General features: G+C 58.0%; 22 protein-coding genes, 1 tRNA gene and 1 pseudogene. 7 read left to right on the forward strand and 17 right to left on the reverse strand.

Annotated elements, in window-relative coordinates:
- Window positions 1-19: 19 nt before the first annotated feature.
- Together R6T97_RS05535 and R6T97_RS05540 are read right to left on the reverse strand one after the other, a co-directional pair.
- Entirely contained in the window at window positions 20-871 is an 852-nt protein-coding gene (locus R6T97_RS05535; RefSeq protein WP_410348302.1) for a TRAP transporter permease, read from the reverse strand.
- Window positions 789-956: pseudogene (locus R6T97_RS05540) on the reverse strand (glutamate--tRNA ligase family protein); the annotation flags it as partial. The gene R6T97_RS05535 and the pseudogene R6T97_RS05540, both read right to left, overlap by 83 nt.
- A 49-nt stretch (window positions 957-1,005) precedes the next feature.
- On the opposite strand from R6T97_RS05540, the gene R6T97_RS05545 reads away from it, so the two are divergent.
- Entirely contained in the window at window positions 1,006-3,168 is a 2,163-nt protein-coding gene (locus R6T97_RS05545; protein WP_410348303.1) for a ComEC/Rec2 family competence protein, read from the forward strand.
- On the opposite strand, the gene lexA is transcribed toward R6T97_RS05545, so the two are convergent.
- The 6 genes from lexA to R6T97_RS05575 all read right to left on the reverse strand — a co-directional run bounded on the left by lexA (window position 3,162) and on the right by R6T97_RS05575 (window position 8,104).
- Entirely contained in the window at window positions 3,162-3,848 is a 687-nt protein-coding gene (lexA, locus tag R6T97_RS05550; RefSeq protein ID WP_410348304.1) for a transcriptional repressor LexA, read from the reverse strand. The genes R6T97_RS05545 and lexA overlap by 7 nt on opposite strands.
- A 78-nt stretch (window positions 3,849-3,926) precedes the next feature.
- A complete protein-coding gene (gene glp / locus R6T97_RS05555; protein ID WP_410348305.1) occupies window positions 3,927-5,099 on the reverse strand; it encodes a gephyrin-like molybdotransferase Glp in 1,173 nt (390 codons plus the stop codon).
- Complete coding sequence (gene moaC, locus R6T97_RS05560) at window positions 5,096-5,572, reverse strand: cyclic pyranopterin monophosphate synthase MoaC (protein ID WP_410348306.1); 477 nt, start codon at window positions 5,570-5,572, stop codon at window positions 5,096-5,098. The genes glp and moaC overlap by 4 nt, the downstream gene beginning before the upstream one ends.
- Window positions 5,572-6,378 carry an indole-3-glycerol phosphate synthase TrpC gene (gene trpC / locus R6T97_RS05565; protein ID WP_410348307.1) on the reverse strand — a complete coding sequence of 269 codons (807 nt, stop codon included), beginning with the start codon at window positions 6,376-6,378 and terminating at the stop codon, window positions 5,572-5,574. Before trpC ends, moaC begins: the two co-directional genes overlap by 1 nt.
- Window positions 6,379-6,509: 131 nt before the next feature.
- Window positions 6,510-7,526: an anthranilate phosphoribosyltransferase gene (gene trpD, locus R6T97_RS05570; RefSeq protein ID WP_410348308.1), complete on the reverse strand. Its 1,017-nt coding sequence runs from the start codon at window positions 7,524-7,526 to the stop codon at window positions 6,510-6,512.
- Entirely contained in the window at window positions 7,523-8,104 is a 582-nt protein-coding gene (locus R6T97_RS05575; RefSeq protein WP_410348309.1) for an anthranilate synthase component II, read from the reverse strand. The genes trpD and R6T97_RS05575 overlap by 4 nt, the downstream gene beginning before the upstream one ends.
- Before the next feature lie 124 nt (window positions 8,105-8,228).
- Here R6T97_RS05575 and R6T97_RS05580 point away from each other — a divergent pair, with 124 nt between their 5' ends.
- The gene (locus tag R6T97_RS05580; protein ID WP_410348310.1) at window positions 8,229-9,686 is read left to right on the forward strand and encodes a divergent polysaccharide deacetylase family protein; all 1,458 of its coding nucleotides are present in this window, start codon (window positions 8,229-8,231) and stop codon (window positions 9,684-9,686) included.
- A gap of 35 nt (window positions 9,687-9,721) precedes the next feature.
- Here the strand turns inward: R6T97_RS05580 and trpE are convergent, their stop codons facing one another.
- From trpE to fabI, 5 genes are all read right to left on the reverse strand, one after another.
- On the reverse strand, window positions 9,722-11,230 hold the full coding sequence (gene trpE, locus R6T97_RS05585; RefSeq protein WP_410348311.1) for an anthranilate synthase component I: 1,509 nt from the start codon (window positions 11,228-11,230) through the stop codon (window positions 9,722-9,724).
- Between the two features lie 8 nt (window positions 11,231-11,238).
- Window positions 11,239-13,077, reverse strand: a complete 1,839-nt coding sequence (locus R6T97_RS05590; RefSeq protein ID WP_410348312.1) for a peptidyl-prolyl cis-trans isomerase — start codon at window positions 13,075-13,077, stop codon at window positions 11,239-11,241.
- Between the two features lie 64 nt (window positions 13,078-13,141).
- Complete coding sequence (locus R6T97_RS05595) at window positions 13,142-14,317, reverse strand: aminotransferase (RefSeq protein ID WP_410348313.1); 1,176 nt, start codon at window positions 14,315-14,317, stop codon at window positions 13,142-13,144.
- A gap of 105 nt (window positions 14,318-14,422) precedes the next feature.
- Entirely contained in the window at window positions 14,423-14,926 is a 504-nt protein-coding gene (gene gpt / locus R6T97_RS05600) for a xanthine phosphoribosyltransferase (RefSeq protein ID WP_410348314.1), read from the reverse strand.
- A gap of 11 nt (window positions 14,927-14,937) precedes the next feature.
- Window positions 14,938-15,744 carry an enoyl-ACP reductase FabI gene (fabI, locus tag R6T97_RS05605; RefSeq protein WP_410348315.1) on the reverse strand — a complete coding sequence of 269 codons (807 nt, stop codon included), beginning with the start codon at window positions 15,742-15,744 and terminating at the stop codon, window positions 14,938-14,940.
- Between the two features lie 153 nt (window positions 15,745-15,897).
- Between fabI and pdxH the strand changes: the two genes are divergently transcribed.
- The 4 genes from pdxH (at window position 15,898) to R6T97_RS05625 (ending at window position 17,740) form a co-directional block, all read left to right on the forward strand.
- Complete coding sequence (gene pdxH, locus R6T97_RS05610; protein ID WP_410348316.1) at window positions 15,898-16,503, forward strand: pyridoxamine 5'-phosphate oxidase; 606 nt, start codon at window positions 15,898-15,900, stop codon at window positions 16,501-16,503.
- A 115-nt stretch (window positions 16,504-16,618) separates the two neighbouring features.
- Window positions 16,619-17,146 carry a cold-shock protein gene (locus tag R6T97_RS05615; protein ID WP_410348320.1) on the forward strand — a complete coding sequence of 176 codons (528 nt, stop codon included), beginning with the start codon at window positions 16,619-16,621 and terminating at the stop codon, window positions 17,144-17,146.
- Window positions 17,147-17,169: 23 nt separating this feature from the next.
- A complete protein-coding gene (locus R6T97_RS05620; RefSeq protein WP_410348321.1) occupies window positions 17,170-17,619 on the forward strand; it encodes a DUF192 domain-containing protein in 450 nt (149 codons plus the stop codon).
- A gap of 44 nt (window positions 17,620-17,663) precedes the next feature.
- Window positions 17,664-17,740, forward strand: a tRNA-Pro gene (locus R6T97_RS05625).
- 323 nt (window positions 17,741-18,063) lie between these two features.
- Here R6T97_RS05625 and R6T97_RS05630 read toward each other — a convergent pair.
- Complete coding sequence (locus R6T97_RS05630) at window positions 18,064-18,351, reverse strand: hypothetical protein (RefSeq protein WP_410348317.1); 288 nt, start codon at window positions 18,349-18,351, stop codon at window positions 18,064-18,066.
- 935 nt (window positions 18,352-19,286) lie between these two features.
- Between R6T97_RS05630 and R6T97_RS05635 the strand changes: the two genes are divergently transcribed.
- Window positions 19,287-22,925 (forward strand): vitamin B12-dependent ribonucleotide reductase, encoded by a 3,639-nt coding sequence (locus R6T97_RS05635; RefSeq protein ID WP_410348318.1) that lies wholly within the window; start codon window positions 19,287-19,289, stop codon window positions 22,923-22,925.
- A 187-nt stretch (window positions 22,926-23,112) separates the two neighbouring features.
- Here R6T97_RS05635 and R6T97_RS05640 read toward each other — a convergent pair whose 3' ends face one another.
- From R6T97_RS05640 to R6T97_RS05650, 3 genes are all read right to left on the reverse strand, one after another.
- Window positions 23,113-23,532 (reverse strand): cupin domain-containing protein, encoded by a 420-nt coding sequence (locus R6T97_RS05640; RefSeq protein ID WP_410348322.1) that lies wholly within the window; start codon window positions 23,530-23,532, stop codon window positions 23,113-23,115.
- Window positions 23,529-24,119, reverse strand: coding sequence for a GNAT family N-acetyltransferase (locus R6T97_RS05645; RefSeq protein ID WP_410348319.1), 591 nt, complete (start codon window positions 24,117-24,119; stop codon window positions 23,529-23,531). Before R6T97_RS05645 ends, R6T97_RS05640 begins: the two co-directional genes overlap by 4 nt.
- A partial coding sequence (locus R6T97_RS05650; protein ID WP_410348323.1) for a hypothetical protein occupies window positions 24,116-24,245 on the reverse strand: 130 nt, incomplete at its 5' end. The genes R6T97_RS05645 and R6T97_RS05650, both read right to left, overlap by 4 nt.

Genomic DNA, 24,245 nt, shown 5'->3' on the forward strand with positions numbered 1-24,245 from the left:
GGCTAAATTTTTAGACATTTTACTCACCTTTCTCTTTAGCAATCTTTAACTCTTCTCTTCTTTTAAGAATCAACATTAAAGCAAAACCAACGGTTCCAATAACATTTGTACGCCATCCAGGATTGACAAGTAATAAACCCGAAAAAGCTAAGACTAAACGTTCCCAGACCCTTGCACGAGTTCTAAAATAACCACTTACTGCACCTGCTAAGGAATACATACCGATTAATGCTGTAAATAAGGCTAAAGCAACTTTTGGTATTGTCGCATCAACTAACACTAATACTGGTGAGGTTACAAACAAATAAGGCACCAGATAGGCGGCAAAAGCTAATTTTGCTGCTTCAACACCAGTTTTAAATGGGTCTGAATTCGCTATACCAGAACCAGCAAAAGCTGCTAAAGCTACTGGTGGTGTAATATCTGCTATAATCCCAAAATAGAATACAAATAAGTGTGCTGCTAAAATTGGTACGCCAATACTAATAAGTGCGGGTGCGGCAACTGTTGCTTGAACAATATAGTTAGCCGTTGTTGGCATACCCATACCTAGAATAATTGATGCAATCATCGTTAAGAACATTGTTAAATAAATATTTCCGCCAGCTAAAGCAACGATTCCGTGGGATAATTTAATCCCAAGTCCTGTAAGTGTTACGACACCTACGATAATACCGGCACTTGCACAGGCCATAACAACAGGTAATGCCGATTTAGCACCTTGTTCTAAACCAATGATAATCTCTTTTAAACCAAAATTAATATCTTCATCTACAAAGTTATTTATTAGCCTGCCTGTTGGCATCGGTCGAGCGTGCCTTGTCGGTATCTTCGATCCGCAGCAGGAACTTGCCGCCGTGTCCACGCGCATAAAGCCAGTTGAACAAGGCGGTGCGCGCACCACCGATGTGCAGGGCGCCGGTGGGTGACGGGGCGAAGCGTGTGACGACGGACATGGGATATTAACCTTTCGCTAACCAGCTTTCCGGTAGGGTTCCGGCTTGGATGTGGGATAGAAGACTGCGGGGTGAAGGACAAGTGCGCGCGCGGATCGAAGCAGCACTTCTGGCGCAACGCGGGTCGCTGATCGGCTGGGTACCTGTGTGTCTTGCCCTTGGGGTGGGAACCTACTTTGGCCTTGGGGCAGAGCCGGATCAGTCGTTGATGGGCAAACTGTGCCTTACAGCCATCGCAGCCTTGATCTGTGCGCGGTTGGTGCCGACAGCCTTTGCGCCGCTGCTGGTGGCGGTCGCATTGTTTCTGGCTGGGGCCGGCTTTGCGAAATATCGCGTCACCGCGGTTGATGCGCCGATCCTGAATTTTCGCTACTACGGGCCGATCGAAGGCAGGGTCGTTAACATCGACCGCTCTGCCAGCGATGCGGTGCGGCTGACACTCGACCGGGTTGTTCTGGCGCGGATGGCACCGGATCGCACACCCGAGCGTGTGCGTGTTTCCCTGCATGGCGACCAGCCCATGCAGGTTTTTATCCCCGGCGATGTGCTGATCCTGACGGGGCATTTGTCACCGCCAGCGGGACCAGCCGAACCGGGCGGCTTTGATTTTCAGCGTCATGCTTGGTTCTTGAAGCTGGGTGCCGTTGGCTATACGCGCACGCCGGTCGTGCGGCTGAGCATGCCTGAAAGCCCCGATATCACGACCCGTCTTTTTGCAATGCGGATGGCGATCTCGGGCGCGGTGCAAAAGGCGATACCGGGCGAGCCGGGGGCCTTTGCTGCGGCGATCATGACTGGGGACAGGTCTGGGATCGGACAGGACACGATGACCGACCTGCGCACTGCGAACCTTGCACATTTGCTGGCCATTTCGGGGCTGCATATGGGACTTTTGAGCGGGTTTATCTTTGCCTCTGTGCGCTATGGTTTGGCGTTGATCCCCGGTGTGGCACTGCGCTGGCCTGTCAAAAAGATTGCAGCGGTCTGCGCCCTGATCGTCGGCGCCTTCTATCTGGCGCTTTCCGGCGGAAGCGTGTCGACGGAACGTGCTTATATCATGGTGGCCGTGATGTTTGTGGCGGTGCTGCTGGGGCGACGGGCGCTTACGTTGCGGGCTGTCGCAATGGCTGCGATCATTGTGCTGCTTTGGCAGCCGGAATCGCTGGTAGGTCCGGGATTTCAGATGTCCTTTGCAGCGACCACGGCGCTTGTGGTTGTATTCGGCGCATTGCGTCGGGTCGATATGTCACGCTGGCCGCGATGGTCGCGGGCAGTTCTGTCTGTCGTTCTGTCGTCATTCATTGCGGGGCTGGCGACAGCACCTTTTGCTGCCGCCCATTTCAACCAGATCGCCCATTACGGGTTGATCGCCAATGTGTTGAGCGTCCCGCTGATGGGGGTGCTGGTGATGCCAGCGGCGGTTTTGGCGGTGTGTCTGGCACCTCTGGGGCTTTGGGATATCGGGCTGTGGTTCATGGAAATCGGGTTGCGGTGGATACTGTTCGTGGCGGCAACGGTCTCGGCGCGGGACGGTGCGCTGGGTCATATCTGGGCGCCGGAGTGGTATGTCCTGCCGGTCCTTTCCATTGGGCTTTTGTGGCTTGTGCTTGTGACAGGGCGTGTGCGGTATGCCGGTATTGTGGCTGTTCTTTGCGCAGGTATTTTCTGGCATCAGACGGATCGGCCTGATCTTCTTGTCGCCGACAGTGGCGGGTTGATCGGGATGCTGGGCGAGGACGGGCGTATCCTGTCAAAACCGACCGGCAGTGGCTTTGTCGCTGGTATCTGGCTGGAAAATGATGGCGGACCTGTGCCGCAGGCGCAGGCTGCCGCGCGGGACGGGTTGGTCATTGTCGGCCGCGTGACCGAGGCACGGATCGGTGAATGGCGCGTGGTGCAGGTTTCGGGCAAGACAGCACTGGCTGGCATGGCGGGCTGTGATGGCGCGGATATCTTGATCAGCAATCAGGTAGACGAGGTCGCGCGCCCCTGCGTGGTTTACGACCTCGCGCGGCTGCGCAAGACCGGTGCACTGGCGTTCAATCTGGCATCGAATGGTGATCTTGTGATCGATACGGCGCATCAGATTGCAGGACAACGCCCTTGGAATATCCGCCAAGGCGATGTGCCGGATCACGTGCGACTGACCCTTGCGCAAAGAAAAAGGGCCGCAGAAGCGACCCTTTTGACCGAAACCCGGTTGGATCAGTAAGTGCGGATCAATCCCACCAGACGCCCCTGCACCTTGACCTGATCGTCACGGAACACCCGCGTTTCATAAGCCGGATTTGCGGCCTCGAGCGCGATTGAATTTCCGTTGCGGCGGAACCGTTTCAATGTCGCCTCATGGCCTTCGACAAGAGCCACGACGATATCGCCGTTATCGGCCACCGTCGTTTCGCGGATCACGACGACGTCGCCGTCATTGATGCCGGCCTCGATCATCGAGTCGCCTTTGACTTCGAGCGCATAATGATCACCGGCCCCGATCATGGACTGCGGCACCGACACATTCCGCGATGCTTCGCTGATCGCCTCGATCGGGACACCGGCGGCGATCCGCCCCATCATCGGCAGATCAACCGATCCGTTGTCGACGGGCAGTGCCGCGACCGGTGTACTGTCTGGTTTGTCACCATCGATCACCCGAGGGGTGAAGCCATTTTTGCCCTGCATCGCGTCAGGAAGTTTCACAATCTCCAAGGCGCGGGCACGGTGGGCAAGACGACGGATGAACCCACGTTCTTCCAAAGCAGTAATCAGCCGGTGAATGCCCGACTTGGAGCGCAGATCAAGCGCCTCTTTCATTTCATCAAAGCTTGGCGGGACACCATCGCGCTGCACGCGCTTGTGGATAAACTCCAACAGGTCGAGCTGTTTCTTGGTCAACATCAGGCTGCTCCGTTGTCACGTTTTGCATATGTTCTATGCATGTTCTTGTTTTGTGTCAACCGTGGCATCGAGAACAGGTCAGAGGCGTATAATCTCGATCATGTCGCCGGCAGTGCGGGCAGGGTCGTGGACAGGGCGGACGGCAAGGCAGTCTGCATCAGCGAGAACCGTCAGCAGCGCGCTGTCCTGACGGTCGAATATCGTGACCCCTTCGGGTCCGGCATGGGCGCGCATGTAATGTTCGCGGGGTCCGTTGGCCGCAATGTTCTTTGCCAGAGGCAGCACCTCGCGCGGGGCGGGATCTGCGCTGCGCCCCAGCATCTTGCGGATCACAGGTGCAAGGAAAACGTGACCGCAGACCATGGCAGACACAGGATTACCCGGCAGGCCGATCATTGCGGCCTTGCCGATCCGTCCGGCCATCAGCGGCTTGCCGGGGCGCATGGCGACCTTGTAAAATGATCTTTGCATACCCTTTGCCTGCGCAACATCGCCGACAAGGTCGTGATCCCCCACGGAGGCACCGCCAATGGTGACGATCAGATCGGCGTCGGCAGCAAGGTCGAATGCCAGTTCCAGTGACGCGGTATTGTCTCGGGCGATAGGCAGCAGGCGGGCATGTGCGCCAAGGTTTTCGACCAGTGCGGCAAGCCCGTAGCTGTTAGACGCAATAATCTGGTCCTCGCCCGGCGTTTCGCCCGGTTGCACCAATTCGTCGCCGGTGGCGATGATTGCAACGACAGGGCGGCGCGTGACGGGCACGGTCGCGATGTTCATCGCGGCCAGTAACGCGATATCCGATGGCGCAAGCAGACGGGGTGCTTCGATGATGTCGCCGGTGCGGAAATCCGCTCCGGCGGGGCGGACGTAAGCGTTGTCACTGGGACTGTCATCAAGGGTGATCACGTCGCCGTTTCGGGTGACGTTTTCCTGAATGATCACGTGGTCGGTGCCATCGGGCAACGGTGCGCCGGTGAAGATACGCACGGCCTGGCCAGGGCCAACGCCGCCTTCCCACTTGTGGCCTGCGGCAGCTTCGCCAATCACATCAAAGTGTTGGCCTGCTTTGATCGCTTGTGCGGCAACCGCATAGCCATCCATCGCAGACGCCGCGAAAGGCGGTTGATTGCGTGCGGCTTTCACGTCGCGGGCCAGCACACGACCATTGGCCTGCCTCAAAGGGACCTCTTCCGGCCCAAGCGGTGAGACGAGGGTGAAGAGTCGCGCGAGCGCATCCGCCACCGTGATCATGGGTTTTCGAACCGTCCTGATTTCCCGCCGTCCTTATAGGTCAGCCGCACCCCGCCGATTTCCATATCTTTCTGCACGGCCTTGACCATGTCATAGACCGTCAGGGCGGCGGTGCTGACAGCGGTCAGCGCCTCCATCTCGACGCCGGTCTGACCGCCGGTCTTGACCGTGGCAGTGATACGGATGCCGGGAAGGGTGGTATCGGGCGTCAGCTCAAGTGCCACCTTGGTGACGGGTAGCGGGTGACAGAGCGGGATCAGTTCGGAGGTTTTCTTGGCCCCCATGATGCCCGCGATCCGCGCGATACCCAGCACATCGCCCTTGTCGGCGCGGCCTTCGGTAATCAGGGCCAAGGTCTCGTCCGTCATTGTGATATACCCTTCGGCAATCGCGGTGCGTGCTGTCACCGGTTTGTCGGAAACATCAACCATATGCGCCTTGCCGTCGGAATCGAAATGCGAAAGCCCCGCCATCACATCATTCCTGTCGCGGGGTTGGCGAGCAGAGCGCGGGTGGCGGTCGCCACATCAACCTGCCGCATCAGGCTTTCGCCGATCAGAAAGGCCCGTGCGCCATAACGCGCCATATCGGCCAGTTCCGCAGGTGTGTTCAGCCCGCTTTCACAGACGATCATCCGGTCAGCTGGCACCAGTTTGGACAGGGTGCGGGTGGTATCCAGCGTGGTTTCGAACGTCTTGAGGTTGCGGTTGTTGATCCCCATCAACGGAGACTTGAGCAGGGTCGCCCGTTCCAGTTCCGCTGCATCATGCACTTCGATCAGTACATCCATGTTCCAGGCAAAGGCCGCATCTTCCAGTTCCTGCGCCTGCGCATCGCTCACGCTGGCCATGATGATCAGGATGCAATCGGCGTGCAATGCGCGCGCCTCGGCGACCTGATAGGTGTCGTACATGAAATCCTTGCGCAGCGCAGGCAGATCAACGGCAGAGCGGGCAGCGGTCAGGTAGCTGTCATCGCCTTGAAAAGAGGGGCCATCGGTCAGCACAGACAGGCAGGTCGCGCCACCTTCGGCATAGGCTTGGGCCAGCGCGGGCGGGTCGAAATCGGCGCGGATCAACCCTTTGGAGGGGCTGGCTTTCTTGATCTCGGCAATCAGCCCATAGCCTTCGCGTGTGGCATCCGTGAGCCTGTCGGCAAAACCGCGCGTGGGTGGTGCTTCTTTGGCCTGCATTTCCACGGTTTCCAGCGGCACGGTGGCCTTGCGTGCGGCGACCTCTTCCAGTTTGTAGGTTTTGATCTTTTCCAGAATGTCGCTCATGGGTCCGCCCTTTTGAATGGCTCTTGGCCTTGATCAATAAGCCACTGGTTGCCCTTTGAAAATGGGCACGAACCGAAAAACCCGCGATACGCCGAAAGCGGGTAAGCCTGCGCCGACAACAAGATGAAACATCACGCCGCAGAGGTGATGCGCGCAAGCGTTTCCAGCGCATGTTTTGCCTTGCCGCTGTCGATGCTTTCGCGCGCCATCTCGACACCTGCTTTCAGATCATCGGCCTTGTCTGCGACAACCAAGGCGGCTGCGGCATTCAATAAGACAGCATCGCGATAAGCACCCTCGGCACCATCCAGCACGGCCTTCAGTGCAACTGCGTTTTCCTCTGGTGTGCCGCCGATGATATCGCGGAAATTATGCACCGGCAGCCCTGCATCTTCGGGATGGATTTCGCGTGATTTGATCGTGTCATTTTCAAGCACGGCAACGGCTGTCGGCCCGCAGATCGTGATCTCGTCGGTGCCGTCACTGCCGTGGACCAGCCAAGCTTTTTCCGTCCCGAGCTGTTGCAGTGTCTCGGCCATCGGAAAGATCAGGTCAGGCGCGAAAGCGCCTGTTAGCTGGCGTTTCACGCCTGCCGGATTTGTAAGCGGCCCCAATATGTTAAAGATCGTTTTGCATCCAAGCTCAAGCCGGACCGGCCCCACGTGTTTCATCGCCGGATGATGCATCGGTGCCATCATAAAGCCGATGCCAGCCTCTGCGATGGCTCGTTCCACAACTTCGGGCCCGACCATCACGTTGATGCCAAGCGCGCTTTGCACGTCTGCGGTGCCGGACTTGGAAGACAGGTTACGGTTGCCGTGTTTGGCCACGGGCACACCGGAACCTGCCACGACAAAGGCGGTCGCCGTCGAGATATTCAGCGTATGCTTGCCGTCGCCGCCGGTGCCGACGATATCCATGGCCCCTTCGGGTGCTTTGACGGGCACGCAATGGGCGCGCATCACCGCAGCAGCCGCGGCATATTCCGACACCGATTCGCCACGCGCCCGCAAGGCCATCAGGAAACCGCCCATTTGCGCCGGTGTTGCGGCCCCTTCGAACAAATAGCCGAATGCCTCTTGCGCTTGCGCGCGTGACAGCGGGCCTTCGGAGGCAGAAAAAATCAGGGGCTTCATTGCGTCACTCATGCGGGAACCTTTGTCATTCTTAGAAAATTCTGGAGGAGGGGATGACCATGTTCCGACCGGATGCTTTCAGGGTGAAACTGCACCCCGTGGATCGGTAATTCCCTGTGTTGCAGGCCCATGATGGTGCCGTCTTCCAGTTCTGCCGTGATTTCGAGGCAGTCCGGCAGCGTTTCACGCGCGACGATCAATGAGTGATAGCGGGTGGCCTCGAACGGGCTGGGCAGACCGGCGAACAGCCCCTTGCCGGTGTGCCTCATGCTTCCCATCTTTCCGTGCACGATCTCATGGCAGCGCACGACCTTGCCGCCGAAGGCTTCGCCGATCGCCTGATGACCAAGGCAAACGCCCATCAGCGGCATCTTCGCCTCTGCCGCCGCTTGAACGAGGGCCAGGCAAATCCCGGCTTGTGAGGGATCACAGGGGCCGGGTGACAGCATGATCGCATCGGGCTGCATGGCCATCGCCTCTTGCACATCCAGCGCATCGTTGCGCCTCACGACGACATCGGCACCAAGTTCACCCAGATAGTGAACGAGGTTATAGGTGAAACTGTCGTAGTTATCGATCAAAAGCAGCATGGTAAAATCCCGCGCAGGTAGAAAAAAAGGGGCTACCGCATCTTGGCAAGAGAACGGTATAAGCCCGCCATACATGGGCCGGGACGCAAGGTGGCGTCAAGGTCGAACAAAAGGGCGTGGGCAAATGCGGGGCTTCATTCAAGGTGGTCTATGGGGGCTGATATTGGGCGGAGCGGGGCTGAGTCTGGCGTCGCTTGTGACCGAACGGACCGACTTTGCCACTGGGCCGACTGCGCCGCAGCTTGTTGCCCCTGAGCCGGAGACTGATGCACGCGCCACGGTGCCTGCATTGCAGTCCGGTAGTGATACCGCGCCGAGCTTTGCACCTCCCACTTCCCTGAGCGAGGTGTCTGACGTGGCAGAGGCGACGCCAGAGGTTTCAATCGCACCGCCCGCGCCGCCGCGCCCTGCAAATATTGTCGCCTTGGACGAGCCCGAGGCGACACCTCACGCCGATGTGTCCGTGAATATCGATGCGCCTGCTGCGCCGCGCATGGAAACGGCCCTGATCGAACCGGCACCAGAACGGGACGCCCCGGCTGTTGATACACGCCCTGCACCTGCCTTACCCCGCGAGGACGAGCCGGTCGAGGTAACGAAAGTGGTGGAACCGGTGGAACCGGAAACTTCGGGAAGTGACGGAACACAAAGTCCCGCGACTGGGGAAAACCCCGCAACACAGACAACATCCGTCTTGGCTGATACGCCGGTTGTCACGACCGAGGCACCAGCAGCCGACGAAGCGCAGGTCTTGACCGAGGGCGATGCCGAGCAGGCCGAACAGGTCACGGTTGCACAAGCCCTCCCGCAGACGACAACGGCCGTGCGGATCAATCGCCCCGGTGTCACCGAAGAAGACCTGCAGGCCGATTTGGTCGAGACGCCTACTGCCGATGCGCTGCCTGATGATGCGCCCGCACTTTTGCGCCATGCCGTATCTTTTACGGACACAGGCGCACCGGCGAAGATTTCCGTCATGCTGATCGACAGTGGTGAAATGCAGGACGCCGCCAGAGCGGTGGCAGACATTGGTTTCGTACCGACAGTCACAGTCAATGCGTTGTCGCCCGCCTCGGCCGATCTGGCACAAACCTATCGCGCGGCTGGGATCGAGGTTGCGATGCAAGCCGCGCTGCCCGATGGCGCACAGCCCAGCGATGTCGAGGTTGCGTTCGCGGCAGCACTCGGATCGCTTCCCGATGTTGCGATGCTGTTTTCCGATGGGACCGGTGCCATGCAGGACCGTGCGGTGACAGAACAGGTGATGCAAATTCTTGCCGCTGATGGCTACGGGTTCGTCACCGTGCAGCGTGGCCTGAGCAATGCGGCGCGTGTGGCCGAACAGGGGGGCGTTTCAGTCGCCACGATCCTGCGCGACATTGACGGTGAAGGCGAGGACAGGCGCGCCATCGCACGCGCACTGGATCAGGCTGCATTCCGTGCCCGCCAAACGGGAGAAGCTGTCTTGCTGGGCCGTGTGAGGCCGGACACGCTGGCCGCTTTGCGCGCGTGGGCGGCGGATCTGGACCCGGACACATTGGCGATCGCACCGGTGTCATCCGTCTTGCTGGGCGCAGACTAGAGCGCCGGATACCGAACGGTTCTTGAATAAAAGCCCTAGTTTCCGCTGCTCCGAAACATCGTTGCATCGGCTGCTGCCTTGCGGATCGCGTTGGATTTGTGGACGGTTTCCTGATATTCGGCCTCGGGGTCGCTGTCGTAGACAACGCCACCACCGGCCTGAATATAAAGCTTTTCATCCTGCAGGACGGCGGTGCGCAGGGCAATGCACATATCCATGTCACCATTGGCGCTGAAATACCCGCAGCCGCCGCCATAGACGCCGCGTTTCTCGGGTTCCAACTCGTCGATGATCTGCATCGCGCGGACCTTGGGCGCGCCGGAGACCGTTCCCGCAGGCATCCCCGCGAAGAATGCGCTCAGCGCATCCTGATCGTCCGCCAGTTCGCCTACGACATTCGAGACAATGTGCATGACATGGCTGTAGCGCTCGACGATGAATTGTTCGGTCGGGCGCACGGTCCCGATCTTGCTGACCTTGCCGGTATCGTTGCGGCCCAGATCAAGCAGCATCAGGTGCTCGGCCAGTTCCTTTTCATCAGCCATCAGGTCGGCTTCGTTGGCGTTGTCTTCTTGTGGCGTCGCTCCGCGCGGGCGGGTGCCGGCGATGGGCCGAATCGTGACTTCGTTGCCAAAGACACGGACCAGAATTTCAGGGCTGGCCCCGATCACCTGAAAGCCGCCGAAATTGAAAAAGAACATGAAAGGTGAAGGATTCGTGCGCCGCAGGGACCGATAGAGCGCGAAGGGAGGTTCACGGAACTCTTGTGTCCAACGCTGCGAGGGGACGACCTGAAAGATATCACCGGCCTTGATATAGTCTTTCGCCGTTTCAACCGCATCCAGATAGGCGTCATGCGAAAAGTTCGACACGGGCGGCGCGACAGGGGCCGGCTCTGCCAGATCGCGGGCCTCGCTTGGCAAGGGGCTTTCCAATGCGCGTTGGGCATCCGTGACGCGCTCGGCAGCCTGCGCAAACGCTGCACGCGCCGAGAAGCCGGAATTGACATAGGCGGGTGCGACAAGAATCACATCACCTTTGACGCCGTCCAGCACAGCCACAACAGATGGCCGCAGCATCATGGCGTCAGGCAGGTCCAGGGGATCTGGGTTCACATCCGGCAGGTGTTCGACCAAACGGATCATGTCATAGCCCAGATAACCGAACAGCCCTGCTGAGGCGGCGGGCAGATCAGCAGGCAGATCAATCCGCGACTCGGCAATCAGGGCACGCAAAGCGGTCAGCGGGTCATCGTCCAGCGTCGTAAATGACGCCTCGTCGAACCGCGCTGCGCGGTTGACGCGCGATGTGGTCCCACGACATTCCCAGACCAGATCGGGGTTCATGCCGACGATCGAATAACGCCCGCGGACTTCGCCGCCGGTGACACTTTCCAGCATGAAAGCGTTTTTTCCCGCACCAGAAAGCTTCAACATCAGCGATACAGGTGTGTCCAGATCCGCCGCGATACGCTTGTAGACAACCTGATTGGCAGCCGCGTCATAGCCTTGGGCGAAACTGTCGTAGTCGGGCAAAAGGGCCATGGAACCGCCTATTGGAACTGCGCGTTGACCGCGTTGATGGTTTGCTGGTTCAGACTTGTTTCCGTGCGCTGCCGAACCGATGTTGCGTAAGCATCAAAGATATCCTGCGAAATGCCTGCACGTGCGTTTTCCGCAACCGCGTCGCGTTGTGCCACGACAGACGGGTCGGACAGATCGGGGGCCGCGATATCATCAAGGCGGACGATCAAGGCGCGGTCTTCGGCGTCAATGACGCGGACTTCGCCGACACTCATCGCGAAGATCTGGTCATTGAAAGCCGGTGGTGTGCCTTCGATAAAGCTGCGGCGGGTCAGGTTTTCTTCCACCAAGGGTTCAAGGCCAACTGTGTCAAAACCGGTCAACGGCAGGATATCGGCGGCAATTTCCTCGGCCTTCGCGATGACGGCTTCTTGACGGGCTTGTGCCTGCCACGAAGCCGAGACTGCATCGCGGACATCGTCGAGCGGTTGCAAGGTCGGCGGTACGATTCCGTCGAGGCGCAGCGCAAAGATGCCGCCATCGGCCAGATCGAAAATCTCGGGGAATTGGCCTTCTGCGACGGCCTCGGCCTCGCGGCGGAACGCGTCATAAGCGGCGATGTCATCGGTGTTTTCAGGTGTCCAGTTGATCGTGCCCAGCCGCATATCGGTGCGCTCGGCCAGATCCTCCATGGTGGCTCCACCGGCAAGCAGGTCGATGATCGTGTCGGCATTGTCGTTGATATACTGGCGCGCGGCTTCGGCGGCGAGTTCATCGCGCAGGAGGGGGGCTGCATCTTCCAGCGTTTCCTCTTGTGCCGCCAGCACAGCATTCATCCGAAAGAGTGCGGGTCCCAATGATGAATTGAAGGGGCCGACAACGTCACCAGCTTCTGCAGCGAAAACAGCCTCGCCCGCACTGCGCAGTTCTTCCTGACTGACATCGCCCAAATCGACGTCCGTGATGCTCAGGCCGCGCTCTGCGACAAGGTCTTCAAAGCTCGCTTCACCCGCGTTCACGCGGGCCATCGCCTCTTCGGCGCGCGCGGCATCTAGATAGACCAGACGCTCTACCAGACGGCGTTCGGGCTGGACGAATTCCGCGATGCGTTCTTCATAGAGCCGCTCAACCGCTTCATCCGGGACCACCATATCGTCGAGAATCATATTGGGTGTCAGCCAGACATAGGTGATGTCACGGCTTTCGGGCAGCCTGAACTCGGCAGGGTTTGCGTCGTAATATTCCTGTTGGGCGGCAGCGGTCGCACCGGGCACCGGAGATGTCAGATCGTCTGCACTGACGACAGCCCATGTGATGCTGCGGTTTTCGCTTATGTACTGGACGAGCGCATCGGCATAGGCGTCGGGCGCCGGAATACCGCTGACCACGGCACCTTGCAGCAAGGTGCGGGCGGTTTCCTCGCGCAGACCTGCTTCGAACTCGGCTGCGGATTGGCCGGATTGTTGCAGCGCCATACGATAGGTTTCGCGGTTAAAGCCGCCGGCACCCTGAAACGACGGGATGGCGCGCAATTGTTCAAAAACGCGCTCGTCGCCGACCGAAATGCCCAGCTGGCTGGCTTCGTTATCAAGCGTGCGCAGCAAAACCACCTGATTGAGCGCCATTTGATCGATGCCGAAGTTCTGTGCTTGCTGGAACGAAATCTGCTGGCCGAACTGGGCGGAGAGGCCGCGGATTTGCTCGTTCAAGGCGCGTTGATAGGCGGCAACGGTCACGTCCTTTTCACCGACTGTGCCGATATTGCGGATATTCCCGCTCAGCCCCCCGGCACCAAAGCCGACAAGACCCAAAAGGATCACACCGACGATGACCCACGCGCCGAACCGTGTTTTCTTTTTTTGTGCCATTTTACTTACCGCTCCGCCCGCTGGTTTGCGCCTGAATAAGGGGGCTGGGCCAAGGGTGCAAGGGTTAGCGTTCCAGCGATGACAGCCTGTTGAAGAGTGTCTTGATACCTGTCCGGTCGATGTTGGCAAAGGCGATGCGCAACTGGCTTTCACCGCCGGGTAGGTCGGATGGCATGAACATGGTTCCGGGAAGAAGCAAGACCCCCGCTTCTTTCACCAAGAGCGGTGCCAGTTCCGCTGACGACATCGCGAAAGGGTGTTTGACGTAGGCAAAATAGGCGCCGCAACCCAGCAGTTCCCAGCCTTTCCCGGCCAGCAAGGGGAAGTTGTCTTCGATCGCAGCGCGCCGGTCGAGGATTTCGAGGCGTTCACCCGCAAGCCAGTCGCCAAGGTTCCGCATACCCCACAGGGCGGCGCGCTGTGCAAGCTGGTTTGGGCAGATGGTGACGGTGTCGAGGAACTTTTCGATCTCGGCCAGACGTGCCCTACTCGCAACCACCGCGCCAACACGGTGACCGGTCAGCCGGTAGGCTTTGGAAAAAGAATAAAGCTGGATCAGCGTGTCGTCCCAATCGGGATTGGTAAAGAGATCATGAGGAGCGCCGTTGCGACTATCGAAATCGCGGTAGGTTTCATCGACGATCAGGGCGATCCCGTGCGCCCGCGCAAGATCGCGGAAGGCGCGCAACGTCTGCGCGGGATATTCAACACCGCAGGGATTGTTGGGGCTGACCAATGCGATGGCCCGCGTTCTTGATGTAATCAGCCTTGCGGCCTCTGCGGGATCGGGGATCATGCCGTCTGCCGCCAGCAGCGGCACTGTCGTGACGCCTGACATGTCCAGCCACATGCGATGGTTGAAATAGTAGGGGACGGGAATGATCACCTCGTCGCCCTCGGAGCAGAGCGACGCGATCGCGGCCGCGAAGGCCTGATTGCAGCCCGAGGTGATCGCGACCTGACCGGACGCGACCTTGCCGCCATAACTGGCCGTCCATTGCGCGGCGACTTCCGTACGCAATGCCGGCAGGCCGAGTACCGGGCCATAAAGATGCGCCTCTGCGTCGTTCAACACGATCTGCGCCATTGCTTCGCGCAAAGGGGCAGGGGGTGGATCGACGGGTGCGGCTTGACTGACGTTGAGCAAGGGGCGGTTTGCCGGATGGGCGACACCTTCGAGCCAGCGACGCGCCTCCATCACGGGCGGGGCAAATGTAGCGGCGGTGCGTGACTGGGTCATGACGTTCTTCCAAAGGAGCGGCTGCGCCGCATACGAATACCGGATGCCTCCGGCAGGACTTTTAGGCCTCCGGCGGAGGTATTTTCGAACATGAGAAGCGGGCGGTCAGTCCTTGCCGCGGTAAGGTTCGACATATTGCAGCGCCATGTCCCACGGAAAGAAAATCCAGGTGTCCTGGCTGACTTCGGTGATGAAGGTATCGACCTGCGCACGGCCCTTCGGTTTTGCATAGACGGTTGCGAAGTGGGCATTGGGATAAAGTGCGCGGACCAGTTCGAGCGTTTTGCCGCTGTCGACCAGATCGTCGATGATCAGGATGCCGGTGCCGTCGCCCATGAGTGCGGCATCCGGTGCCTTGAGAACCTTGGCCTCTGACTGATCCTGAAAGTCGTAGCTTTTGACGCTGATGGTATCGACGGTGCGGATATCCAGTTCGCGCGCTGCGATCATGGCAGGGGCCATGCCCCCACGGGTGATGGCGACGACGGCCCGCCATCCGCCATTATCGGGGCCATGGCCGTCAAGCCGCCATGCCAGGGCGCGGCTGTCGCGGTGGATTTGGTCCCAGCTGATATGGAACCCTTTTTCATGTGGCAGACGGTCGGTCATCGTATCGGGTCCTATTCTTTCGTGATATCCGGGGCGTCGACGGCCTTCATGCCGACGACGTGGTAACCCGCATCGACATGCAGCACTTCGCCCGTAACCGCGCTTCCCAGATCAGACAGCAGATAGAGCGCAGATTTTCCGACCTCTTCTTGTGTGACTGTCCGGCGCAGAGGTGAATTATATTCGTTCCATTTCATGATGAGGCGGAAGTCGCCGATACCGGAGGCGGCAAGTGTCTTGATCGTGCCTGCGCTGATCGCGTTTACGCGGATGTTGTCCTTGCCGAGATCTTCGGCCAAATAGCGCACGGAGGCTTCGAGTGCTGCTTTTGCAACACCCATGACATTGTAATGCGGCATGACCTTTTCGGCACCATAATAGGTGAGGGTCAGGCAAGAGCCGCCGTCCGTCATCATCTTTTCGGCGCGTTGCACGACGGCTGTGAAAGAATAAACCGAGATATCCATCGAGGTCAGAAAGTTGCCGCGCGAGGTGTCGACATAACGCCCTCGCAATTCGTTTTTGTCAGAAAAGCCAATGGCGTGCACGATGAAGTCCATCTTGCCCCAGCGTTTTTCCAGCGCCGAGAACAGGTCGTCGATTGATGCCTCGTCGCCCACGTCGCAGGGCAGCACAATGTCAGACCCGACAGAGGCTGCCAGCGGGCCCACACGTTTGAGTAAAGCGTCGCCCTGATATGAAAATGCAAGCTCTGCGCCTGCATCAGCACAGGCTTTGGCAATGCCCCAGGCAATTGATTTGTCGTTGGCGAGTCCCATGATCAGGCCACGTTTGCCTTTCATCAAATCAGATGTCATCGCGTGTTTTCCTTTGTTGTTTGCCCAGTGGCTTGCCACCCGTTTAGGCGATTGCTTGCGATGCAGCAAGTATCTGAACAATGGCGCAAAATGCTTGCCACTGTGTACGTTTACTCTTAGCGTGGAGTTGGGGGTTTTGTTTAGGGATCAGACATGTCTGACCGAGACGGCATTTTTGCGGGACCTGACCCGTTTTTTATCGCGCAGCAATGGCTGGATGCCGCGAGCAAAACCGAGCCGAATGACCCCAATGCGATCGCGCTGTCTTCGGTCGACCAGGACGGCATGCCAAACGTGCGCATGGTGCTTCTCAAAGAGATCGAACCGGACGCTTTTGTCTTCTACACAAATTACGACAGCCGAAAGGGGCAAGAAATCGCCACATCCGGTAAAGTTGCGTTCGTTTTGCATTGGAAATCACTCGCCAGGCAGATACGTGTGCGCGGGTTGGCTTCGAAAGAGGATGGTGAGATTGCGGATGCTTATTACAAATCGCGTTCGCTCAAGAGCAGGATCGGTGCGTGGGCATCACAACAGTCACAGCCGTTGACGTCGCGTGCGACCTTGATGGCAGATGTGGCCAGAGTAACAGTACAAAAAGGTGTGGACCCGGAACGGCCCCCTTTTTGGGGCGGTTTCCGGATTGTGCCTCTGGAGATCGAGTTTTGGGCTGATGGCGCGTTTCGTTTGCACGACCGGTTTCGGTGGTCGCGCAATGAAGTTGGTCAAGATTGGGAAGTTACCCGGCTCTCCCCCTGAAACCTTGGGACGAAGGCGTAAGCGAATGAGAGTAATGGAACTCCAATCAAGTTGTGGCGATGAGACAGTAATGGATAGCGGCGTTCAAGACATCGCTATTCAAAAGGAAGACAAGATGGAAACGCGGGACACCGGTACACAACGTCAGGTGAACGGACAAGTAAAATGGTTTGATCCGACAAAGGGATTCGGGTTCGTGATATCGCAAGAGGGCGGGCCGGACATATTGTTGCACGCCAATGTCTTACGGAATTTTGGTCAGGGGTCTGTCGTTGACGGGTCTGCCATTTCGATCATGGTGCAGGATACCCAGCGCGGTCTGCAGGCCACAGAGGTGCTGTCCATCACGCCTCCCGAAGCCGAGGATAGCTTGCCGTTGCGCGATATGGAGGAGTTCTCCCCCGAAGATATCGCAAGCAAACCGATCGAGCCTGCACGGGTGAAATGGTTCGACAAGGCCAAGGGTTTCGGCTTTGCGAATGTTTTTGGCAACAACGACGATGTCTTCGTGCATGTGGAAGTTCTGCGCAGGTCCGGTTTGTCTGATCTTCAGTCCGGTGAAGCGATCGGTATTCGCATGGTCGACGGAGAGCGCGGGCGGATGGCGATCGAGGTTATCGGCTGGGAGGCTGCAGCCAAGTGAATCGTACGGTTCTGGCGTGCGGCATGGTGTTTCTGGCGCAACCGCTTTGGGCGGTTTGCGCCGATGACAGGGTTACCATCGTCGGTGAGTTCGGACAGGCGACATTCACGATAGAGGTGGCGGACGACCCGCAAGAGCGGGCCCAAGGTCTGATGTTCGTCGAACAGATGCCGACACTTTCGGGTATGCTTTTTGTCTACGAGAGGCCGCAGAACGTCAGCTTCTGGATGAAGAACACATTGATTCCCCTCGATATGATTTTTGCAGGCCCTGATGGGGAGATCCTCCGCATTCATGAAAACGCCATTCCCGGTGACCTGACCCCGATCCCGGGAGGCGAGGGCGTCCAGATGGTTCTTGAGCTGAATGGCGGCTTGTCGGCGCGTTTGGGTCTGCAAGAGGGGGCTGTCATGCAGCATCCCAGCTTTGGCCCTGACGCTATTTTGCCTTGTGGCGAAAAGACTGACAGTTAGGGCTTTTCAAATCAGTTTCGCGACGCTAAAGAACGGCCATGGTTCGGGGCGTAGCGCAGCCTGGTAGCGCATCTGTTTTGGGAACAGAGGGTCGGGAGTTCGAATCTCTCCGCCCCGACCATCTTACAGCATTGTCGGTTTGTCGTACGTGAAGGCTGTTGTGGTCGTGGTTATGAAAAGCAAACCCTTCGAACTGATCCAATCCAGTTTTTGAAAATGTTCGGTAGTGCACCATAATGCACGCCTGCCAGCAAACAGCAAGATATCGTTCTGATGTCAACACAGGCCCGCGGGGACCATGTGGTGCATCCGCCGGAAGGGAAGCCTTGGCCGCTGGCAGGCAGACTGTTAGGTAGGAGCATACGCTAAAAAAAAACACAGCAGCGCGTGGCGCTGCTGTGAATAAACTCTGTTTTGAGCGTTTGGCGTTTAGAATACCGCTGACTATACGCCTTCAGTATTTCCTGTAACTGTACCTGTATCTCCTGAACCTGAATCTGAACCTCCTGTACCGGTTTCTACTGTCTCTTCATCATCATCTGATGCAACGGCAACGCCGATGAGCAGAGCGATGATTGCGGCAGGGATTACCCAACCTGGCAGGCTTGGCGTTGGTTCCATTGGCTCTACGACCACTGGTGGTGTTTCTTCGATAGCTTCGGCCAAGCCACCCGCATATGCGGTTCCACTTGCCAATACGAGTGCGCTCAATGCGACTGCGAATTTCTTCATTGGTATTCTCCCAATCAATTGTTGATCTCGTTTCAGGCAACCATGTAGCAGATTGCCCTCAACCGCCTTCAGAACAGTACCCAAAGATGACAGTCAACGATAATTGGCCTTATACGCCACATAATCTCTGATTTTGTGTTGAAATGACAACGAAATAGCAAAAAATGACGCTAACTTCGTCTGGGACAAATCCAGTCAGGCGCGCGCGCTTTCAATTGAAGGCCAAGCCACAGCAGCGGATACGGCATTTGCGGTTGGCGTATGCAAGCCTGCGTTGGTCTGGAGGCTGGTACGTTGGGCAAATCCCAAGGACTTGAAGTCGTGAGTGGTGTCAGTAAGCGAATTGGGTCGGGTGTACGGTGGCGGTCGTCTCGTATGGTTTTGCAGCATGTCGTAGGCCCGGACGGATACCCCCGCCCATAAATAGTCTTAATCGTGCAACATGATCCGGCAAGCGGCGCGCAAATGATCCGTGTGAATGCGAAACAGTCCGCCGACTCGGTTGTTGACTTGAAGCACAGCCTGAACGATCGCGGCTAAGTTTCAGACGTGCAACGGTTTCTCTGAGGTGCCTATCAGGCAGGCAGTTGTGGATAAATTTGTGCATGAATCACCCGCCAGCGGTGCGACCCATGACCGTGTCTGCTGGTCAACTGAATTAATCAACATTTTGTGTTAAAAATCCGTTGACCCACGATAGGTAGATGCGCCAATTTGTGTGGACCGACAGACGCGACACAAAATGTGGTAGCGGTGCGGGGACAGTTCAGCAGGCGAGTGCTTCAATACCGGCGCTCTTTCACAGACCCATGATCTTTGATCGGGACACGACACGTGACGCCTATAGATCGCAGTCCCTTGCAGGTGTTGGCCGTGCAAGCGGCAGTGTCGAGAATTTTGCCGCAACGACGGCGCATAATACATGGGGCAGACCAATGAAGATTGAACGCAGTTTCACAAAAGCAAAAACCGGCGCATACGGAGAACTGGAATTCAAGACCACAACGTCCGAAATTCGCAATCCGGACGGCACGACCGTTTTCAAACTGGACAATTGCGAAATTCCGGCAGGATGGAGCCAGGTCGCTTCTGACGTGATCGCGCAGAAGTATTTCCGCAAGGCCGGTGTTCCGTCCGAGGTGAAGCGCGTCAAGGAAAAGGGCGTGCCCGAGTTTCTGTGGCGCGCCGTGCCTGCCGAAGATGCGACCTTTGGCGGTGAGACATCTGCAAAGCAGGTATTCGACCGGCTTGCGGGTGCATGGACCTACTGGGGTTGGAAAGGCGGCTACTTTTCGTCGGAAGAAGACGCGCGCGCTTATTTCGATGAAATGCGCTATATGCTGGCAACGCAGCGTGCGGCCCCGAACAGCCCGCAGTGGTTTAACACAGGTTTGCACTGGGCCTACGGGATCGACGGTCCTGCGCAGGGCCACTATTATGTGGACTACCAGACCGGCGAATTGACAAAGTCTGCCTCTTCCTACGAGCACCCGCAACCGCACGCATGCTTTATCCAGTCGGTTGATGACGATCTGGTCAACGAAGGCGGCATCATGGACCTGTGGGTCCGCGAGGCACGTCTGTTCAAATACGGCTCCGGCACAGGTACGAACTTCTCGTCCCTGCGGGGCGAGGGCGAGGCGCTGTCCGGCGGCGGGAAATCATCGGGGCTGATGGGTTTTCTGAAGATCGGTGACCGTGCGGCAGGTGCGATCAAATCCGGCGGCACGACACGCCGGGCCGCAAAGATGGTGATCGTGGATGCCGACCACCCCGACATTCAGGAATTCATCAACTGGAAGGTCATCGAAGAGCAGAAAGTGGCGTCCATCGTCGCGGGTTCCAAGATGCACGCGCGCTATCTGAACGCGATCTTTGCAGCGATCAAATCATGGGATGGTGAAGAGGTCGCAGCCTACGACCCAAAGACAAACGAGACTTTGGCAGCAGCCGTGAAAGACGCCAAGAGATCGGCAATCCCGGAGACGTATATCAAGCGCGTGCTGGATTACGCCAAGCAGGGGTATTCCAGCATCGAATTCCCGACATATGACACCGATTGGGATTCGGAAGCCTATTCCAGCGTTTCGGGTCAGAACTCCAACAATTCGATCCGCGTGACCGATGCTTTCCTCAAGGCCGTCGAAGACGATGCCGACTGGAAACTGATCAACCGCCGCAACGGTGAAGTCGCCAAGATCATCAAAGCCCGTGAGTTGTGGGAGCAGGTAGGCCATGCGGCATGGGCCTGTGCCGATCCGGGCATCCAGTACCACGACACGGTCAACGCATGGCACACGTGCCCCGAGGACGGTGAGATCAGGGGCTCAAACCCTTGTTCCGAATACATGTTCCTTGACGACACAGCCTGTAACCTTGCCTCGATGAACCTGCTGACATTCTATCAGGATGGCCAGTTTCAGGCAGAAGACTACATGCACGCCACGCGTCTATGGACCGTGACACTGGAAATCAGTGTGATGATGGCGCAATTCCCGTCCAAGGAAATCGCGCAGCGATCCTATGACTTCCGCACGCTGGGTCTGGGTTATGCCAACATCGGTGGTTTGCTGATGAACATGGGCTTCGGCTATGACAGCGACGAAGGCCGCGCAATGGGGGCCGCCCTGACCGCGATCATGTCGGGCGTGTCCTATGCGACCTCCGCTGAAATGGCGGGCGAGTTGGGGGCTTTCCCGGGCTACAAGAAAAACAGCAAGCACATGCAGCGGGTGATCAAGAACCATCGTCAGGCGGCCTTGGGCAAATCCGACGGCTATGATGCGCTGGAAGTGAAGCCTGTCCCGCTTGACCATGCCAACTGTCCCGACCAGCGCCTGATCGCTCTGGCGGTCGGAAGCTGGGACGAAGCGCTGAAGCTGGGCAAGAAGCACGGCTATCGCAATGCGCAGGTATCTGTCATCGCGCCGACCGGCACAATCGGTCTGGTCATGGACTGCGACACGACAGGGATCGAGCCTGACTTTGCGCTGGTGAAGTTCAAGAAACTGGCCGGTGGCGGCTACTTCAAGATCATCAACCAGTCTGTGCCAGCGGCATTGGAAAAACTGGGCTATGGCTCGGCGCAGATCGAAGAGATCATCGCCTATGCGGTGGGTCACGGCTCCATCGGGCAGGCACCTGCGATCAACACCACATCTTTGATCGGGCACGGCTTTGGTCAGCAGGAGCTGGACAAGATCGAAGGGGCTCTTGCTGCGGCCTTTGATATCCGCTTTGTCTTCAACCAGTGGACGCTGGGCGAAGAGTTCTGCACCAAGACGCTGGGCATCCCAGCGGAAAAGCTGAACGACCCCACCTTTGATCTGCTGCGCCACCTTGGTTATTCCAAGCAGGACATCGAAGCGGCCAACGACCATGTCTGCGGAACCATGACACTGGAACATGCGCCGTTCCTGAAGCAAGAGCACTACAGCGTGTTCGACTGTGCCAACCCGTGCGGCAAGAAAGGCAAGCGTTATCTAAGTGTTGACAGCCATATTTACATGATGGCGGCGGCACAATCGTTCATCTCCGGTGCGATCTCAAAGACGATCAACATGCCGCATGATGCGACGATCGAGGACTGCCAGAAGGCCTATGAACTCAGCTGGTCCTTGGGTGTGAAGGCAAACGCGCTTTACCGTGACGGCTCCAAACTTTCGCAACCCCTTGCAGCAGCCTTGGTCGAAGACGATGAAGATGCGCAAGAAACGCTGGAAAGCGGCAACCACCACGAAAAAGCGGCTGTTCTGGCGGAAAAGATCGTTGAAAAGATCATCATCCAAGAGGTTCGCAACCGTCAGCGTGAAAAGATGCCACAGCGGCGCAAAGGCTACACTCAAAAGGCGATCGTTGGTGGCCACAAGGTTTACCTGCGCACCGGTGAATACGAAGACGGCAACCTTGGCGAAATCTTCATCGACATGCACAAGGAAGGTGCCGGTTTCCGCGCCATGATGAACAACTTTGCCATCGCGGTGTCGGTCGGTCTGCAATACGGCGTGCCACTGGAAGAATTCGTGGATGCCTTCACATTCACCAAATTCGAACCCGCTGGCATGGTGCAAGGCAACGACAGCATCAAGAACGCGACGTCAATACTTGACTATATCTTCCGCGAACTGGCCGTCAGCTATCTTGACCGCACCGATCTGGCACACGTCAAGCCCGAGGGCGCATCATTTGACGACATTGGCCGTGGCGAGGAAGAGGGCGTGTCCAACATCAAGGCGCCAACCGAAAACGCCGCGTCACGCTCGCTTGAAGTGCTCAAGCAGATTTCTTCGACCGGTTATCTGCGCAAGCGGATGCCGCAGGACCTGATGGTTCTGCAAGGCGGGATGAGCGTGACGGCACGCGATACCAGTGTTGACACCGTCGGTGCCCTGCAAGCGATTGTGAGCGAAAGCATCGTCGCCACCGGCACCGCCACCACGATCTCGGCCCGCGACAAAGCCAAGATACAGGGCTTCGAGGGCGACCCTTGCGGCGAATGTGGCAACTACACGCTGGTGCGCAACGGGACATGCATGAAGTGCAACACCTGCGGGGGGACCAGCGGATGCAGCTAAGATTTTTCGTCTGAAAAATCTTGGCGTCCGAAGGAATTTCGTCGAAATTCCTTCGCGGATGACAGAGCTTCAAAGCAGGTGCGCTTGCTTTGACGCGGATCGGGCCGCAGGCAAAAAACCGAGCGGTATATAATGAGTGAGCCTGATCAGCGATACTACGGGGGACCTTCGGGTCCCCCTTTTTTCTTTAGCGGGGAATATCTACGCCGGGATCGGCCAGAGTGAAGCCTTCAAACTGGAAACCGGGGCTGACGGTGCAGCCCACCAGCGTCCAGTCACCGGTCGTGGCCGCCATTTGCCAGTGGCCTTCGGGCACGATGATTTGCGGAGCGTCCCCGTTGCCAAGATCGGGGCCAAGCCTGTGATCGACTGCCGGACCTTTCAGTGAAGGCGACAGTGACAGGATCAACGGTGCGCCCGCATAATAGTGCCAGATTTCGACTGCATCGACCGCATGCCAATGGCTGGCCTGTCCGGCCTTGAGCAGAAAATAGATGCAGGTGCCCGTCGCGCGGCCTGCGTTGTCGGCAGCCCAAGTCTGCCGGTAGAACCCGCCCTCGGGATGCGGCGCGAGGTCAAGTTGCGCGATGATATCGTCAGCGGTCAGGTCAGGCATGGCACATGGGGCGCAATTTTCATCGGGTGGATGCCGTCAAGGCGGGGGTCGGGAAAGACCTCGACCATCATCTTGTAGGGTACGAACCCTGCCTTTTGGTAAAAACCCAGCGCGCGCGGATCGTCCCAGTTGCAGGTGTGTACGTAAAATCGGGTGATAGCGCGGGCAAAGGCGCGGGATTGTGCCAATGCCATCATCGGCCCGCCGATGCCTTGGCCTGTCGCCTCTTTCATGATCCCGAAATAGGCCAGTTCGCAGTCGCCGCTGTCCTGAAAATCCAGCTCCACCAGACCGATGGGGGTGTCACCTTGCCGGATCACCCAGACTTCGGTTGTGTCGCGTTGCAAGATTTGCGCAAGCTGTGCGCTTTCTATCTCAAGCCGCGATGACCAGAGCCATGGCGCACCAACAGCCCGAAAGAGCGCGCGATAGCTTGAGATGTCGGGCGTCTCGCGCATGGCGGTGATGCCCGCAGGGAAGTCTTTGGCATCGGCCATCGCCGGCGCTGCCATCTGCAGATAGGTGACCACCGCCGGAACATGGCCCGGCGGTATCGCGTGCATTCCTTCGGCAATCATCCCTTAAGGATGCTCCGGCCTGCGTAAAGGGCTGTTTCACCCAGCATTTCCTCGATGCGGATCAACTGGTTATACTTTGCCAACCGGTCAGAACGTGAAAGCGACCCTGTCTTGATCTGTCCGCAG

Origin of the sequence: Yoonia sp. (genome assembly GCF_046498525.1) — a bacterium.
In the GTDB taxonomy this organism is placed as follows: domain Bacteria; phylum Pseudomonadota; class Alphaproteobacteria; order Rhodobacterales; family Rhodobacteraceae; genus Yoonia.